This is a genomic window from Photobacterium damselae subsp. damselae, assembly GCF_038086725.1.
Lineage (GTDB): Bacteria > Pseudomonadota > Gammaproteobacteria > Enterobacterales > Vibrionaceae > Photobacterium > Photobacterium damselae.
In genome coordinates this window covers 606,534-623,212 of sequence record NZ_CP146970.1, presented here as the reverse complement: position 1 = coordinate 623,212, position 16,679 = coordinate 606,534, and the positions used below count along the sequence as shown (strand labels likewise).

General features: G+C 42.7%; 15 protein-coding genes. 2 read left to right on the top strand and 13 right to left on the bottom strand.

The features are described from left to right. Position 1: 1 nt before the first annotated feature. From fkpB to murJ, 5 genes are all read right to left on the bottom strand, one after another. Positions 2 to 436 carry an FKBP-type peptidyl-prolyl cis-trans isomerase gene (fkpB, locus tag WAX86_RS02835; protein ID WP_068946955.1) on the bottom strand — a complete coding sequence of 145 codons (435 nt, stop codon included), beginning with the start codon at positions 434 to 436 and terminating at the stop codon, positions 2 to 4. A 108-nt stretch (positions 437 to 544) separates the two neighbouring features. Then, the gene (gene lspA, locus WAX86_RS02830; protein ID WP_371332608.1) at positions 545 to 1,039 is read right to left on the bottom strand and encodes a signal peptidase II; all 495 of its coding nucleotides are present in this window, start codon (positions 1,037 to 1,039) and stop codon (positions 545 to 547) included. Between the two features lie 5 nt (positions 1,040 to 1,044). Next, on the bottom strand, positions 1,045 to 3,885 hold the full coding sequence (gene ileS / locus WAX86_RS02825) for an isoleucine--tRNA ligase (RefSeq protein ID WP_036764404.1): 2,841 nt from the start codon (positions 3,883 to 3,885) through the stop codon (positions 1,045 to 1,047). A gap of 5 nt (positions 3,886 to 3,890) precedes the next feature. Beyond that, on the bottom strand, positions 3,891 to 4,853 hold the full coding sequence (ribF, locus tag WAX86_RS02820; protein ID WP_341489070.1) for a bifunctional riboflavin kinase/FAD synthetase: 963 nt from the start codon (positions 4,851 to 4,853) through the stop codon (positions 3,891 to 3,893). A gap of 81 nt (positions 4,854 to 4,934) precedes the next feature. Beyond that, entirely contained in the window at positions 4,935 to 6,494 is a 1,560-nt protein-coding gene (gene murJ / locus WAX86_RS02815; protein ID WP_081283048.1) for a murein biosynthesis integral membrane protein MurJ, read from the bottom strand. A gap of 210 nt (positions 6,495 to 6,704) precedes the next feature. Here murJ and rpsT point away from each other — a divergent pair, with 210 nt between their 5' ends. After that, a complete protein-coding gene (gene rpsT, locus WAX86_RS02810; RefSeq protein WP_005301197.1) occupies positions 6,705 to 6,965 on the top strand; it encodes a 30S ribosomal protein S20 in 261 nt (86 codons plus the stop codon). 93 nt (positions 6,966 to 7,058) lie between these two features. Here the strand turns inward: rpsT and WAX86_RS02805 are convergent, their stop codons facing one another. The 4 genes from WAX86_RS02805 to nhaA form a co-directional block, all read right to left on the bottom strand. After that, a complete protein-coding gene (locus WAX86_RS02805; RefSeq protein ID WP_044176638.1) occupies positions 7,059 to 7,358 on the bottom strand; it encodes a metalloregulator ArsR/SmtB family transcription factor in 300 nt (99 codons plus the stop codon). 97 nt (positions 7,359 to 7,455) lie between these two features. Continuing rightward, positions 7,456 to 8,343 carry a transcriptional activator NhaR gene (nhaR, locus tag WAX86_RS02800; RefSeq protein ID WP_005301200.1) on the bottom strand — a complete coding sequence of 296 codons (888 nt, stop codon included), beginning with the start codon at positions 8,341 to 8,343 and terminating at the stop codon, positions 7,456 to 7,458. A gap of 100 nt (positions 8,344 to 8,443) precedes the next feature. Beyond that, complete coding sequence (locus WAX86_RS02795) at positions 8,444 to 8,689, bottom strand: hypothetical protein (protein ID WP_068946952.1); 246 nt, start codon at positions 8,687 to 8,689, stop codon at positions 8,444 to 8,446. A gap of 4 nt (positions 8,690 to 8,693) precedes the next feature. Next, positions 8,694 to 9,866 carry a Na+/H+ antiporter NhaA gene (gene nhaA, locus WAX86_RS02790; RefSeq protein WP_065172253.1) on the bottom strand — a complete coding sequence of 391 codons (1,173 nt, stop codon included), beginning with the start codon at positions 9,864 to 9,866 and terminating at the stop codon, positions 8,694 to 8,696. Between the two features lie 487 nt (positions 9,867 to 10,353). Between nhaA and WAX86_RS02785 the strand changes: the two genes are divergently transcribed. Then, positions 10,354 to 11,499 carry a Na/Pi symporter gene (locus tag WAX86_RS02785; protein WP_065172254.1) on the top strand — a complete coding sequence of 382 codons (1,146 nt, stop codon included), beginning with the start codon at positions 10,354 to 10,356 and terminating at the stop codon, positions 11,497 to 11,499. Positions 11,500 to 11,666: 167 nt separating this feature from the next. On the opposite strand, the gene WAX86_RS02780 is transcribed toward WAX86_RS02785, so the two are convergent. The 4 genes from WAX86_RS02780 to ptsP all read right to left on the bottom strand — a co-directional run bounded on the left by WAX86_RS02780 (position 11,667) and on the right by ptsP (position 16,649). After that, positions 11,667 to 12,518, bottom strand: coding sequence for a thymidylate synthase (locus WAX86_RS02780; RefSeq protein WP_065172255.1), 852 nt, complete (start codon positions 12,516 to 12,518; stop codon positions 11,667 to 11,669). A 198-nt stretch (positions 12,519 to 12,716) separates the two neighbouring features. Beyond that, the gene (gene lgt, locus WAX86_RS02775) at positions 12,717 to 13,520 is read right to left on the bottom strand and encodes a prolipoprotein diacylglyceryl transferase (protein WP_005301219.1); all 804 of its coding nucleotides are present in this window, start codon (positions 13,518 to 13,520) and stop codon (positions 12,717 to 12,719) included. 44 nt (positions 13,521 to 13,564) lie between these two features. Then, the gene (locus WAX86_RS02770) at positions 13,565 to 14,371 is read right to left on the bottom strand and encodes a sulfite exporter TauE/SafE family protein (RefSeq protein ID WP_044176650.1); all 807 of its coding nucleotides are present in this window, start codon (positions 14,369 to 14,371) and stop codon (positions 13,565 to 13,567) included. A 19-nt stretch (positions 14,372 to 14,390) separates the two neighbouring features. After that, positions 14,391 to 16,649, bottom strand: a complete 2,259-nt coding sequence (gene ptsP / locus WAX86_RS02765) for a phosphoenolpyruvate--protein phosphotransferase (protein ID WP_237034781.1) — start codon at positions 16,647 to 16,649, stop codon at positions 14,391 to 14,393. Positions 16,650 to 16,679: the final 30 nt, after the last annotated feature.

The following is a 16,679-nucleotide window of genomic DNA, read 5'->3' as shown; positions in this document are numbered from 1 at the left end:
TTTATCTTTCAATCGCCATAACCTCTACCGTAAAGGTAATGGTTTGGCCCGACAGTGGATGATTAAAATCAATCGTCACCATCTCATTTTCAACGGCGATAACCACACCTGGAATCTCCTGCCCATCCGAGCCAGAAAATGCAATGATAGTACCTACCTCTGCGGGTGCTTCTGCTGAAAACTTATTGATATTAATTTGATGGATATTATTAGGATTTGGCAGCCCAAAAGCATCTTCTGGCGCTAAGATAAATTTCTCTTTATCACCAACGTGTAACCCTAATAAGCACTGTTCAAAGTTTGGCGTTAAACTGCCATCCCCTAAACGAAATTTTGCCGGTTTGCCCAATGCATAAGTTGATTCTGCTAATGAACCATCTTCTAATTCAATGGTAAAGTGGATCAAGACTTCACTGTTCCCTGTTATTTCCGGCATGATATTCCCTATCTCTATCTTTTATTGTTGTCATTAAACAATAAAGCGCCATCCGTATCAACGGACAGCGCTTAAGGTTTTTATCAGAGTATTTATTATTGATTCTGATTACGATGATTTTTTATCATTAACAAAGCCATCAATAATGATCAGAGCGGCACCTAAACAGATAGCCGAGTCTGCAATATTAAAGGCTGGCCAGTGATAATTCCCCCAGTAAACATCGAGGAAATCAACGACGAAACCATGGTACATACGATCAAATAAATTTCCGAGCGCCCCGCCAATAATTAAAGCATAAGCACTGTTGGCTATCTTATTTGAAGCCGGAGTTCGTCTCATCCAAAACAATAATAGACCGCATACTCCTAATGCAATCGCCGTAAACAACCAGCGTTGCCAACCGCCCGCATCACTTAAAAAACTAAATGCTGCACCATAGTTGTGCACATAAAGCAGATTAAAGAAAGGCAGCACTTCAATACGATTTGGCCAACCGTAGTCCATAGTATTCATCACAACCAGCTTACTGCCGATATCAATAATGAACACTAGAATCGCTAGCCATAGCCAGCGAATTCCAGATTGTTTAAGCGAAGGCATCGTCATTAGGCAAACTTACGCTCTTCGCCTTCACCGTCGATGTTGCTCACACAGCGACCACAAACTTCTTCGTGACCTGCGATAGTGCCAACATCAGCAACATGGTGCCAACAACGCTCACACTTCTCAGCTTCTGAAGCTTTAACTGACACATACAGACCGTCGATATCAGTCTCTTGTGCGTCAGCTGGTTTACTATCTGCAACCACAACTTGTGCTTTAGATGTTAGTAATACGAAACGTAGTTCATCTTCTAGCTTGTTTAGCTTAGCGGCTAAATCAGCATTTGCAGCCAGTGTTACTTCTGCTTGTAGAGAACCACCAATAACTTTTTCGTTACGAGCCGCTTCTAGTAGCTTATTCACTGAACCACGAACTTTCTGGATTTCAGCCCAGAACTCGTTATTTAGCTCTTCGCCTTCAGCAAGACCAAATAGACCTTCGAACCACTCACCAGTGAAGACAAACTTGTCGCGTTGACCTGGCATTTCATTCCAAATCTCATCTGCTGTGAATGACATGATAGGAGCCATCCAACGCACAAGCGCTTCAAGAATGTAGTATAGAGCCGTTTGACAGCTACGCTGAGCATGGCCACCTTGTTTTGCTGTGTATTGACGGTCTTTGATTACGTCTAGGTAGAATGAGCCCATCTCTACAGAACAGAACTGCATTAAACGCTGAGTTACTGCGTGTAGGTTGTACTCTTCATAAGCTTTAACGATCTCTTCTTGCGCCGCCATTGCACGACCTACCGCCCAGCGATCAAGTGCAACCATATCTTCAGGTGCAACGCAATCAGTCTCTGGGTTAAAGCCATGTAGGTTTGCTAGGAAGAAACGTGCTGTGTTACGGATACGACGGTAAGCATCAGCAGAACGTTTTAGGATTTCATCAGAAACCGCAACTTCACCAGTATAGTCAGTTGATGCAACCCATAGACGCAGGATATCTGCACCCAGCTTATTAGTTACATCTTTTGGCGCAACTACGTTACCGATAGATTTAGACATCTTACGGCCTTGACCATCAACAACGAAGCCGTGAGTTAGCACTTGTTTGTACGGTGCTTTATCTTTCATTGCCACAGAAGATATCAATGAAGACTGGAACCAACCACGGTGCTGATCCGAACCTTCTAGGTAAAGATCTGGTGAATGACCATTAAACTCAGGGCGGTTATCAACCACAGCAAAGTGAGTCACGCCTGAGTCAAACCATACATCAAGAGTATCAAGTACTTTTTCGTAATTTGCTGCATCTTCTGCGCTCATTACGTCAGTTAACTCAAGATCCCACCAAGCTTGAATACCTTTTTGTTCAACCAGCTGGGCTACTTTTTCAATTAGCTCAGATGTTTGTGGGTGTAGTTCTTGTGTTTCTTTATGGATAAACAGTGCAATTGGCACACCCCAAGTACGCTGACGAGAGATACACCATTCAGGACGGCCTTCCACCATACCTTCAATACGGCTTTGACCCCACTCAGGCATCCACTGAACACCTTTGATCTCTTCCAATGCTTTTGCACGAAGACCAGCTTTGTCCATAGAAATGAACCACTGTGGTGTTGCACGGAAGATAATTGGAGTCTTATGACGCCAGCAATGTGGGTAGCTGTGAGTGATTTTTGAGAAGTTCAATAGTGAACCATGCTCACGTAGCACTTCAACAACAGCTTCGTTTGCTTTTAATACGTGTTGACCGGCAAAGATCTCAGTATCAGGTAGGTAAACACCATTGCTGCCAACTGGGTTTGCAATTTCAAGATTGTACTTTTGACCAACCACGAAGTCTTCTTGACCATGGCCAGGTGCAGTATGTACACAACCTGTACCCGATTCAGTTGTAACGTGCTCGCCAAGAATAACTGGCACATCAAAGCTATAGAATGGGTGATTAAAGCGAAGCAGTTCTAACTCTTCACCTTTACAGAAGCCAAGGATTTCAGATTCTTCAAAACCAACGCGAGCCATCACTTCTTTCACAAGCTCTGCAGCCATGATTAGACGTTGTGGCGCTGGGTGTGCTTCAGTTGCAGGAGTCTGTACTAGTGCATACTCAAGATCTGCACTGATCGCTACTGCGCGGTTAGCTGGCATAGTCCAAGGAGTTGTTGTCCAGATAACGATAGACACATCGCCTTGACCTTTATCTGCATCACAGCCGAACTTTGCAAGCACTGCAGCTTCATCTACCGCTTTAAATTTAACATCGATAGATAGAGATACTTTATCTTGGTATTCCACTTCTGCTTCAGCCAGTGCAGAACCACAGTCGGTACACCAGTGAACAGGTTTGAAACCTTTTAGTAGGTGATCGTTATCTGCAATCTTACCTAGCGCACGAATAATATTGGCTTCTGTATTGAAGTCCATTGTGCGGTATGGTTTGTCCCACTCACCCAATACACCAAGACGGATGAAGCTCTCTTTTTGACCTTCAACCTGACCTGCAGCGTACTCACGACATTTTTCGCGGAACTCAGCTGCAGTCACTTTTTGACCTGGTTTACCAACTTTCTTTTCTACCATTAATTCAATTGGTAGACCGTGGCAATCCCAACCAGGTACGTATGGCGCATCAAAGCCAGAAAGAGTCTTTGACTTAATAATAATATCTTTAAGAATCTTGTTTAGGGCGTGACCAATGTGAATATCACCATTGGCATATGGAGGGCCATCGTGCAGTACGAAAGACTTTTTACCTTTCTTAGCTTTACGAATTTCACCGTAAAGATCTTCATCGTACCAACGCTTTAGCATTGCAGGCTCACGCTGAGCTAGGTTGCCTCGCATCGGAAACCCTGTTTCAGGCAGGTTCAGGGTATCTTTATAGTCGCTCATTGATTCTAGATTCCGTTACTTGGGCGAAGTTGGACATTATTAACCTCAGCCAGCCATAATCGAGCTGACTGAGCATCGTGTTCGATTTGTGCTTTTAACGCATCAAATGATTCGAATTTCTGCTCATCACGTAATTTATGACGAAGCACGACTTCAATCTGACGCCCATATAAGTCAGAGTGAAAATCGAATAAATGTACCTCAAGCTGTTGACGTACACCTTTAACCGTTGGTCGATGACCGATATTAGCCACACCTGGAATTGGCTTTTCACCTACGCCATACACCTCCACGGCGTACACCCCAGAAACAGGAGACACACGTCGCTTTAGTGGCACATTCGCAGTAGGAAAACCAATGGTTCGACCCAGTTTTCGACCATGAGAGACACGCCCATTAATGCTATATGGACGGCCTAACATTGTTTCAGCATCCACCAGATTATCACTGGCTAGAGCTTGACGTATTGCTGTACTGCTAACTCGCTGCTTAGAAACACAGAAACTTTGGGTACTGACTACCTCAAAGCCATAATGCTTACCGGCCGCAACCAGCATATCAAAATTACCAACGCGATCTTTGCCGAAGCGGAAATCATCGCCGACAACCAGAAACTTAACACCCAATTGTTCAACCAACAAGCGGCGAACAAACTCTTCTGCCGTTAAATTAGCAAAATGTGCATTAAAATTGACGCACAGCAAACGCTCGACACCGACATTTTTTAGCTGTAAGTACTTGTCACGAAAACGCGTTAGCCGAGCAGGAGCTCGCGAGGGTGCAAACATTTCTAGCGGCTGCGGTTCAAAGCACATCACCGTTGCAGGCAATGACATTTCATGAGCTTTCACTATCAGCTGTTTAAGTACCGCCTGATGGCCCAAATGGACACCATCAAAGTTACCAATCGTCAGCACACAACCGTGATGCCGCGGGCGGATATTGTAAATACCTCGGATTAATTCCATGCGCAATTTTATTTGTCTTCGGATAAAAACTTAGTCAACAGACTAAAAACCGACGAATTATATACTAAATACTCGTCGCTATCAGCTATCTGTACGTAGATGATGAAATCTTACTCCTAAAATAAGAGCAATGAGAACATAAACTACGCCACCTAAACCAATTAGGCTAGCCAACCAGAGTGCTCGATGTGCAGTTGACCAATCAACCCACTGTGCCATTGGCGGCATGATATACAGCAAAGTACCTACCATAATACCACCTGCAACAACCAAACGAGCTACGAACCAGAGGGTTTTACGTGATACTCGGTAAACATTACCTTTATGCAAGCCTCGGTACAACAAAGAAGCGTTAACCAGTGCAGACAGTGCCGTTGCAATCGCCAAACCAACATAACCGAAAAATGGCGCAAACATGGCGTTAAAGACCATATTACTCACCATAGCGATAATACCAATTTTAACGGGGGTTTTAGTGTCTTGACGGGCGTAATATCCAGGGGCGAGAACCTTAATCAACATAAAGTTTAATAAGCCAGCCGACATCGCCCAAAGTGACATTGCGGTTTGGTTCACATCGTACACGTTGAACTCACCACGCATGAACAGCACCATCAACATAGGTTTTGCTAGCACAATCATACCAAGCATGGCTGGAATACCAAGGAGAAGCACCATTCGTACCCCCCAATCCATGGTTTCAGCAAATTGATTACCCGATTGCTCAACATGTTTACGTGATAACGCAGGTAGAATAACAGTGGCAATAGCGATACCGAACATCCCTAAAGGAAACTCAAGCAGACGATCTGAGTAGTAAAGCCAACTAATAGAGCCTGTCATTAAGAAACTGGCAATGAAGGTATCAAGCAGTAGGTTGATTTGACTAACAGAGACGCCAAACAAAGCCGGTAACATCAGTTTACGGATTTTTACCACACCAGGATCGTTCCATCCCCATTGAGGACGAACTAAAAAACCTTCGCGATAGAGAAATGGCAATTGAAAAGCAAATTGGATCATGCCACCTAAAAAGACCCCCACCGCTAAACCAATTTCAGGTTGTGCCAGTTTTGGCGAAAGAAAAGCCGCACAAGAGATAATGGCTATATTAAGAAATACCGGGGTGAATGACGATATCGCAAATTTACCTAAGGTATTTAAAATAGCACCAGATAAAGCAACAAAGGTGATAAACCATAAGTACGGGAAGGTAATTTTAAGCAGTAGACTCGCTAACTCAAACTTTTCTGCTGCTGGGCCGCCATGAAGCCAATCTAAAAACCATCCAAAACCAAACAGAGCGGTGACCACACCAGAGCCCAACACCCCAACAATTGTCACTAACGTTACTATCGCCCCTAAGGTGCCCGATGCTTTTGCAATCAACTGGCGCGTTTTATCCATATCGCCGCTTGCATGATATTCCGTTAATACAGGAACAAATGCTTGAGAAAATGCACCTTCAGCAAACAGGCGGCGTAAAAAGTTGGGGATCTTATTGGCAAAGAAAAAAACATCTGCCGCAGCCCCTGCTCCCATAAGGTTAGCAACCACAACATCTCGGACCAAACCAAGGACGCGAGAGACGAGTGTCATGGCGCTAACTATCATGCCAGAGCGTAAAAGACGCTTACTCACAAAAAAACCTCATAAAAAAATGCCAGAGAATGGTGACTTCTCGGTTCAATTACTGGTAAAATCTGCCGCCATATTAACCGTGTTAATCCGCGAGTGCCAACAAGTTTGGTTCGGCGGTTATTTGCACAAATTTTATTGACATTAATAGGTTTTACAGGCATAGTCCTCGGCCTTAAATTGTCACCGTACCAAGATTTGGGAGTTACACCCTTGGCAAATATCAAGTCTGCTAAGAAACGTGCACTAACTTCAGAAAAACGTCGCAAGCACAATGCTAGCCGTCGTTCTATGATGCGCACTTTCTTCAAAAAAGTTGTTGCTGCTATCGAAGCTGGTAACAAAGAAGCTGCTACTCAAGCTTTCGTTGAAATGCAACCTGTTATGGACCGTATGGCTACTAAAGGCCTAATCCATAAGAACAAAGCTGCACGTCACAAAGCTCGTCTAGCTGCTAAGATCAAAGCTCTTTAATTGTTAAATTAAAGAACGCGATCAAAAAAACCGGCTTTTGCCGGTTTTTTTATATCTAAAATTTACCGCTGAATCTGTAATATAGCTCGCCTATTACTCCTGCCCACAATACATGGAATGAAGCAAAGTGATCATCTGTTTGACTTCAGGGCTACTTAAAAAGTAATAAACGGTTTGTGCTTCTTTACGGGTATCGACTAAACCATCACGTCGTAGCCATGCCAAATGCTGTGATAAAGCGGATTGACTTAACCCTAACTTCTCACTCATGATGCCGACAGACATCTCACCATCAAGCAAATAACAGAGAATAAATAAGCGACGTTCATTCGCCATCGCTTTAAGCAAAGTGACCGCTTGTGCTGCATTTTGCTCCATCTGCTGTAGATCCATATTAACTCCGCCCTACATTAGTCATATCTAATATAGTCAAAATTTAAGCTAATTCCTAGCAAAAACTTAATCTCAGCTAACAGTAAAGTAGCCCCAATTAGCGGAATAGATAACCAAAATCGGTTTCACAGATAGTTTTTACTGCTGGGTGCATAATCATACGTTCGGCAAAAATTACGTAGTACTCTTCTTTTATCTCACGCACACGTTTCAATTCACAAAATTTATTCGATTCTTCTAGCTCTTCTGCATAAATCGAAGGCGCAACAAACATAGAACGATGGTAAGCACCAAAAGCTTTCATTAAGGCGGCATCATCAAACTCACCAAGAATATTTGGCGTTAAGCCTTGCTGCTCAAACCATTGATGTAATTTGCGTCCCATCGCAGTACGAGGGCCTGGAACCAGTAACTTATAGTCTTCAATACAGGCAGGGAAATCAACTGGATGCTCAGGCGTTTGACAAAAAAAGCTCATGCTAGATTCCCCCAGTTTTTTACTGTAAAGGCCTGGGCTTTGCGTCGAATCAACAGGACAATCTGATAAGATCATGTCCAGTTTGTGCTGAGAGAGGCGCTCTAAAAGCATTTCATGAGTAGATTCATAACAGCGTAGATGAATTTTTTCATCTTCTGGCATACCAACCAGTAGAATTTTACTCACCAATCGCTTAGATAATGCATCGGCGACCCCAACTTCTAATAACTGATTTTCTCGTTGGGTGTAATTGACGATATCAAGCATTTCATAGCTTAAATCAAACATACGATCTGCGTATTTAAAAACCAACTGTCCAAGCTCCGTTGGCTCAATGTTACGTCCAACACGTTTGGTTAGTTTGCCTTTTAAACGCTCTTCTAAGGCACGGATTTGGCCTGTTACCGTCTGAGGGGCAAGGAATAGTGCATCTGCAGCTTTGGTCACTGATCCTTGTTTGCATACCATCCAGAAGTAATAAAGATGATTGTAGTTGAGATGCGACATGATTTTTGCCTGATAAAAGAAAACCCTAGGCACATTAGCTTACGCATAGCGCCTAGGGTATTCAATCAAATATCGAGCAAAGATAGAATTTAGTAACGTATTATTTTTTATTACTTTCTATTGTTTTGCGGTATCGCTCGCCAACGCGCTGTTCAAGTGCACGAGTACGAAAGGTTCTTTCTGACTCAGTCATCGCTACTGAATTAACCGTTTCCTTCCCTTGGTTGAGCCCAGCAAGATAAGCTTGGCATACTTCCGTTTGGCTATTGTTAGCACAGTTATTGTAATCACCCGCAGCAAATACCGCTGGGGATATCATGACAAGAGCAAAAAGAATCCCTTTCATATTATTATGCCTCCGCTTTTGACAGTGTCTTTGGCAAAGCTCGATTTAATAAACCATAACCTATTAGAGCTGCAAATGTTGAGCCAAGTAAGATACCTAGGCGAGAGTAAGTAGAGAAATCACCAGATTCACCAACAAACGCCAATGATGAGATAAAGATAGACATTGTGAAACCGATACCACATAGCACCGATACTGCAAAAATCTCTTTCATACCAATATCATCAGGTAGTTTTGCTAAACCCGTCTTCACAGCAATATAACTTGCAGTAAAGATACCCAGAGGTTTACCAATAAATAGACCAGCGGCAATACCTAGTGGCAACATAGACGTTAGGCTTGCAAATGAAACGCCTTCTAATGAAATACCAGCATTTGCAAAAGCAAACAGCGGTAAAATTAGGAATGCAACGTATGGATGCAATGCATGTTCTAGATGCTTAAGCGGCGAATGGTTATCAGAATGGTCACCATCTTTACCACTTAATGGAATCGCAAAACCAAGTACTACACCCGCTAAGGTTGCATGAACGCCCGATTGCAACACGCTGAACCACAAAATGGCACCAACAACTAAATATGGCGTTAACTTGGTAACATTCTTCGCATTCATGATAAACAGCGCAGCAGTAGATGCAAAAGCAACGGCAAGAGCTAGAGTTGATAAATCAGAGCTATAAAATAGAGCGATAATAACAATAACGCCTAAGTCATCGATAATTGCCAGTGCGAGTAAAAATACTTTAAGGCTAACTGGAACACGATTACCCAATAGCGCCATCACACCCAACGCAAATGCAATATCTGTTGCCGCAGGAATAGCCCAACCTTTAAGTGCCACAGGATCAGAAAAATTAAAGGCAACATATACTAATGCCGGAGCAATCATGCCACCTAAAGCTGCAATCGCTGGGAAAATGGCTTTTTCTTTTGTATTTAGCGCACCTTCAATCAACTCACGTTTCACTTCCAAACCGATAAGCAAGAAGAAGATGGCCATTAAACCGTCATTAATCCAATGCTCAACAGATAAACCAGCGACGTAAGAGTGTAGAACACCACTGTATACAGAGCCCAGAGGTGAGTTAGCAATAAACATCGCGACAGCTGCTGCGATAATCAGCACAATACCACCAGCGGATTCTAACTTAAGAAACTTACGAATAGCGTCGGTCATCGACCGTTACTCCTTAACAACAAGCAAAAAAGACTAACAATTTGTAAATTCAGTTTACTCATCACAGTAAAGAACTGAAAAATCGTTTGTTTAGAAACTAAACCTCGGTAAAACCGAATAATTAGAGCTATAAACAAGTTTTATTCGTTCTTTTCAGTGATCTCAACCAAGACAAAATTGTCATATATTCCCTATCAAATAAGCTTAGCAAACGAAAAATGAGCAAATAAATAAAATTTTTTTGCTCTTAGTTGCTTTTTATTACAAACCTTAAAATTTCAAAAATACATATTTATTTACAGTTAGTTATGAAAAATAAGAACGCGAAATCTATCGACATATTTTATCGGTTGCGTTCACAAAATAAGCAGTAATTTACTTTATGACAGTCACTGTAATATTTCTGAAATATAACCACTCTACTATCGCCCTCAGATTTCAACATACTGAAACCAAAACGACATATTCCTGTCATGGAGAAATGATTATGACTACCCAAGCCACTACTGCTGCGAAATCAAACAGCTCTATGCGTTGGGTCCGCTGGGCAAATCTAGCGTTCATGCTTTATGTTTTACTTGTTGCTGTATCTATGGTCAGCAGCGGCTTTAAATGGTCTGTTGGCGAACAAGCTAAAACACTATTTGAATTTGCATCCCATCCAGTTGCGGGTCTGATGATCGGCCTGGTTGCTACAGCTCTTATTCAGTCTTCAAGTACTGTTACTTCAATTATTGTTGGTTTAGTGGCAGGTGGTTTACCTGTAGAAACAGCTATTCCAATGGTAATGGGCGCAAACATCGGTACAACTGTCACCAATACGCTAGTTAGCCTTGGTCACATGCGTTGTAAAGAAGAGTTCCGTCGTGCGTTTGCAAGTGCAACGGTTCATGACTTCTTTAATCTACTTGCTGTAGCGATTTTCCTACCGCTTGAGATGATGTTTGGTCTGCTTGATAAGATTTCATCTTGGTTAGTTTCACCGTTCCTAGGTACGGGTAACATGAGCATGAAGGGCTTTGACTTCATGAAACCACTAACTCAACCAGCGATTGATCTTGTTAAAACACCACTAGAAACCTTTGGTAATAACATCGGTGGCGCACTGCTTATCGTTATCGGTATTAGCTTAATTTTCTTATCTATCACTGCGATGGGTAAATTAATGCGCAGCCTAATGGTTGGTCGCGCAAAAGAAATGCTACAACATGCAATCGGTCGTGGTCCTCTTCACGGTATTGCATCAGGTACTGTTGTGACTATTCTTGTTCAGTCTTCATCGACTACAACAAGCTTAATGGTTCCACTTGTAGGTACTGGCGTACTGAAAGTTCGCGATGTATACCCATTTACTCTAGGCGCTAACATCGGCACATGTATTACAGCTTTACTGGCAGCAACAGCAGTATCTGGTCCAAATGCAGTATTTGCTCTTCAGATTGCTCTGGTACACCTTGCATTCAACGTGTTGGCAACAGTGGTTATCTTTGGTATCCCATTCTTACGTGAGATTCCATTAAAATGTGCTGAGTTCCTAAGCGAACTAGCAACAAAAAATAAAGCAGCTGTTGCCGGTTACCTAGGCCTAGTATTTATCGCTATCCCAGGTTCAATCCTAGCCTTCACAGCATAAGGCAACACTATACCTCTTAACAAAAAGCGCCTCACAGAATCTCTGTGAGGCGCTTTTTTTATCTCTACACATTCAATCCAATCATCATTTAGACAATAAAAAAAGAGAGTGCCACAACACTCCCTTTATTGTTTTAACGTTCGCTTAAGTAACGTGATTAAACTGAATTAAACCGAGAATGGATACTTAATTGGTTCATGATGCTCATAACCAATCACTTCAAAATCATCCATTGTTACCCAAGTTTCCAAATCTTCTAACGATTTGATATTTGGGTTAATCTTAAGTTGTGGTGACGGGAACGGCTCACGCTTAAGTTGTACATCTCGCATTAGCTCAAGCTGATCTTCATAAATATGAGCATTAATGATCTTATGATAAGCCTGACCCGGTTTCTTACCTGTAATTTGAGCCATCAAAGCAAGCAAAGTAAATACTTGAATTTGATTGAAATTTAATCCTAATGGCACATCGCAAGACCGCTGATAACTGGTTAAATACAGGGTATCACCAAGTAATGAGAACGTATGGGTGTGCATACATGGACGCAAACACCCCATGTCAAACTCACCTGGGTTATAAAAAGTGAGAATTTCACCACGATCATCAATACCGCGAGATAAATCATCAACAATTTTGCGCAGTTGATCTAATGTTGAACCATCAGGTTTGCGCCAACTACGCCCCTGAACTCCGTAAACACGCCCCATGTCATCATCACCTTTTCGATGAGGATTATTGAGCCATGCTTGGTTATCATTGGCATTCATATCCCAGGTTTTTGTGCCCAAAGCACGAAAATCTGCGGCATTATCATAACCACGAATATAGCCTAATAGCTCGGCAATAGCGGCTTTCCAAAAACTCTTACGAGTAGTGATCAAAGGAAACTGGTTGTTTGCCACATCATAAGTTAAATCAGCACTGATTACGGTTAGGCAACGCTTACCCGTACGCTCATTTTCAACCCATACACCGTCATCAACAATGCGCTGGCATAAATCTAAATACTGCTTCATCGTACTACTCGTCTGTCTCAATATATTTCAAGGGAGATCCATCCCCCTCTACCTAGCCGCAAATTCTACCAGATTTAACTCTAATTTTTCGTGATAGGTCAAAATAAAAAGACCCCCAATAATTGGGGCCAATTATTGGAGGTCAATTCACTAACGACAGCTTTTAAAATTAAGCGATCACTTATTTTATATTGCTATTTATGCAGCTGAGCTTTCTGGTTTCTTTTTATAAGCCCAGATAAGGATCGCAGCACCTAGCAGAATCATTGGGGTTGATAAGATCTGCCCCATGGTTAACCAACCATCAAAGAAACCCAGTTGAGCATCAGGTTGACGGAAGAACTCAACAAAGAAACGGAATGAACCATAGCAAAGTAAGAACAAGCCAGATACCGCACCTGTTGGGCGAGGTTTACGGATAAATAGGTTCAGGATGATAAATAACACCACACCTTCTAATAAAAACTCATAAAGCTGTGATGGATGGCGAGGAAGTGGACCGCCAGTTGGGAAGATCATCGCCCAAGGAACATCTGTCACACGGCCCCATAATTCGCCATTAATGAAGTTACCTAAACGTCCCATGCCTAAACCAAATGGTACCAATGGTGCAATAAAGTCGGCAATAGAGAAGAAAGTACGGCCATTTTTATGTCCATACCAGAACATCGCAGTGATCACACCTAACAAGCCGCCGTGGAACGACATACCACCGGTCCAGACCTTAAATAGATAGAGAGGATTTGCGAGGAAAAGATCAAAGTTGTAGAACAGCACATAGCCAATTCGACCACCAATTACGACCCCAAGAAAACCTGCAAATAATAGGTCGCTAACTTGATCTTTTGTCCAGCCACTTCCTGGTTGATCTGCTCGACGATTTGCAAGCCACATGGCAAAGGCAAAACCGATCAAATACATCAAACCATACCAGCGAATAGCTAATGGACCTATTTGAACCAACACGGGATCAATTTGTGGAAAGGTTAAATACCCCTGCATTTACTTATCTCTTTATCTAGAAAATAACCCAATGATTATCTTTTTTATCCCAAAAACATTTTCACACTAATAAATAGGAGAAATACGGCAAAAATTTTCTTCAGTGTTACAGTGGGCAATCGGCTGACTAAAGCTGCACCATAACGTGTTGTTATCACAGATGTTGTTACTATACCTAATAATGCAGGTAAATAGACATAACCTAAGCTGTATGGCGGTAAAGATTCGCTTCCAACACCTGCGGTAATAAATCCAATCATGCCAGCAATAGCAATCATTGCTCCGGCAAAAGAGGCGCAGCCAATCGCTTTTCGCATTTCAACACCGTGCCAGCTTAAATATGGTACTGTCAGTGATCCACCTCCTATGCCCGCTAAGCTAGAGATAACACCAATCACAGCGCCACAACTTGCACAGGCAGCGGTTGAAGGTAAACGTTGCTCTTTGCGACCTAATCGCATCGATAGCAGCATTTGGATTGCTAAAGTAAGTACTATTGTGGCAAATATTTTAGGTAATAGTTCAGTTGGAACAATTTCAGCGATAAAACTGCCGCCAAATCCCCCTAAAACCACCCCTGGAGCCAACGCTTTCACAACAGAATAATCCACGTTGCCTAGGCGAATGTGGTTACGGGCCGACGCGCCAGAGGTTAACACAATACTGGCAAGCGAGGTCCCTAAAGCAATATGCATCACTAAATTACTGCTAATTCCAGCCTGAGGCAGTAACCAAACCAAAGCAGGAACAACAACTAGTCCCCCTCCAATCCCCAGTAAACCAGCTAAAAAACCAACAGAACTGCCTACTAATAGACACATACCAAAGAGCCAAAGCGCATTTTCCAACATAGTGTGACCTAATAAAAAATTAAAACTTCCCTGCGCGTACTAATCCACCCAAGCCATGATGTTCTAAAAATTGAACCGTTTGGGCTCGCACATCTTGGGCAAAATAAACAGAAAGGACAGACTGCGCTAAACTTTCCATATCCGCAATCGTTAAATGTTTCAGCATATATTTTATTTTTGCCATACTGCGGGTATTCATACTCAATGAGCGATACCCCATTCCAACAAGTAAAACGGCACCTAGAGGGTCTCCGGCAAGCTCACCGCACAAACTCACCGGAATCTTTAATCGATTACTGCTTTGTACAATATGATGAAGCGCGTGCAATACCGCAGGATGAAGTGGGTCGTATACACTTGCCACCCGAGCATTATTTCGATCAACCGCTAACAAATACTGAGTTAAATCGTTACTTCCAACCGAGATAAAATCGACTCGTCCTTGTAGTGCATCTAGCTGATACAGCATAGACGGCACTTCGATCATAATGCCGATACGAGGATAAGATAATGACAATCCCCGACCTTGAGCTTGCAGCAACACATCTTGATAAGCTTTATCGATTAACTCTTTGGCTTCTTCAATTTCGCCAACGCTAGAGATCATCGGAAGTAAAATATCTAAGTTATTCAGCCCAATACTTGCTTGCAACATAGCTCGAACTTGAATCGTAAAAATTTCAGGGTGATCGAGAGTAAAACGAATGCCTCGCCAACCAAGAAAAGGATTATCTTCTTCTATTGGCAAATAAGGTAATGGTTTATCTCCCCCGATATCGAGCGTTCGCATCACAACAGGCATAGGAGCATAGGTTGTCAACATCGTATGATATTGGCTGCGTTGTTCATCTTCAGAGGGAAAGCTGTGCTGTAATAAAAAAGGAACTTCGGTTCGATAAAGCCCAACCCCATCGATGCCAGCTTTTAAATTTTGGCAAGTTTCAGAGTTTAACCCCGTATTCAAGTACGTTTGAACCTTACATCCATCTGATGTTATTGCCGGTCGAGCCAACTCTTCAGAAACAATTTGCGTCAGTTCTTGTTCTTCTTTAAGGAGGCGACGATACTCTTTTAGCACTAAACGATTAGGCTGTACGGTAAATTCGCCCCGATAACCATCAACAATAACTCGCTTGTTGTGTGCTGATTCAGGAACAAAATCAACCCCCATGATCGCAGGGACACCAAGAGTACGCGATAAGATAGCCGCATGAGAGTTAGCAGCCCCCTCTTGAGCAACAACAGCGGCTAATTTATCGGTAGGAATACTTGCTAACATGGCAGCGGTTAGCTCTCGCGTTAACAAGACAATCGGCTCATCCCATTTTTGCTCGACCACTTCATCATGGGAGAGAAAATAGAGCAGGCGCTGCCCCAATTCACGTAAATCTTGGGCTCGCTCTTTTAGGTACTCATCTCTCATTTGAGCAAAACGAGCCGAATAATCTTCAACGACTTGACGCACAGCCCATTCAGCTAAATCACCTGCGTTGATCTTGGCAAACAGATCTTTTCTCAACATAGGATCATTGAGTAGATGACTGAACAGATCAAAAATGGCTAGCGTCTCTTTTTGTAGCTCATTATCAAAACGTTTACGCAGGCGACGAAACTCAGCACTGGCTTTATCGATTGCAATCGAGAGTCGCTCTTGCTCTTGAGTAATATCTGCGGCAAAAGCTGGCTGTACCGACTCCAACTGAGGTTGCGTGTCATCCCACCACGCTTTTGCAACGGCAATCCCAGTTGAAGCAACAACACCAGTATAGTGCATGCCCTGACGTTGACGTGGCCACATACCTTGCGCTTTCGCATGGGCAAGAATAGTGGCAATTTGAGCGGCCAAGGTGACCATAAAAGATTCTTCGCTCTCATCAAAAACTCGACAACAGCGTTGTTGAATCACCAAAACTCCAAGAACTTGGCGTTGGTGAATAATTGGCGTACCAAAGAAAGAAGCAAACCTCTCTTCGCCAATATCAGGTAGGTGTTTAAATTCAGGATGATTATGAGCATCTGCAACATTAACAGGCTCAGCTTTACGACCAACAAGCCCAACTAAGCCCTCATCAAATTTTAGTGCAACATGGGCACTTTGCTTATGAAGGCCTTTGGTCGCCATTAAGGTATATTCTCGGCGGCCATGATCGGCAATATAGATAGAGCAACACTCTGCATCGAGCGCAAGACACGTTTGAATGACCAATTGATCAAGTGCATCAATAAGATTAGATGCACTGACTACTTTTTCAACAATTTCGCGTAACTGCGCCAGCATGCCAAATTAATTCCTTCTATCGCTATTGCC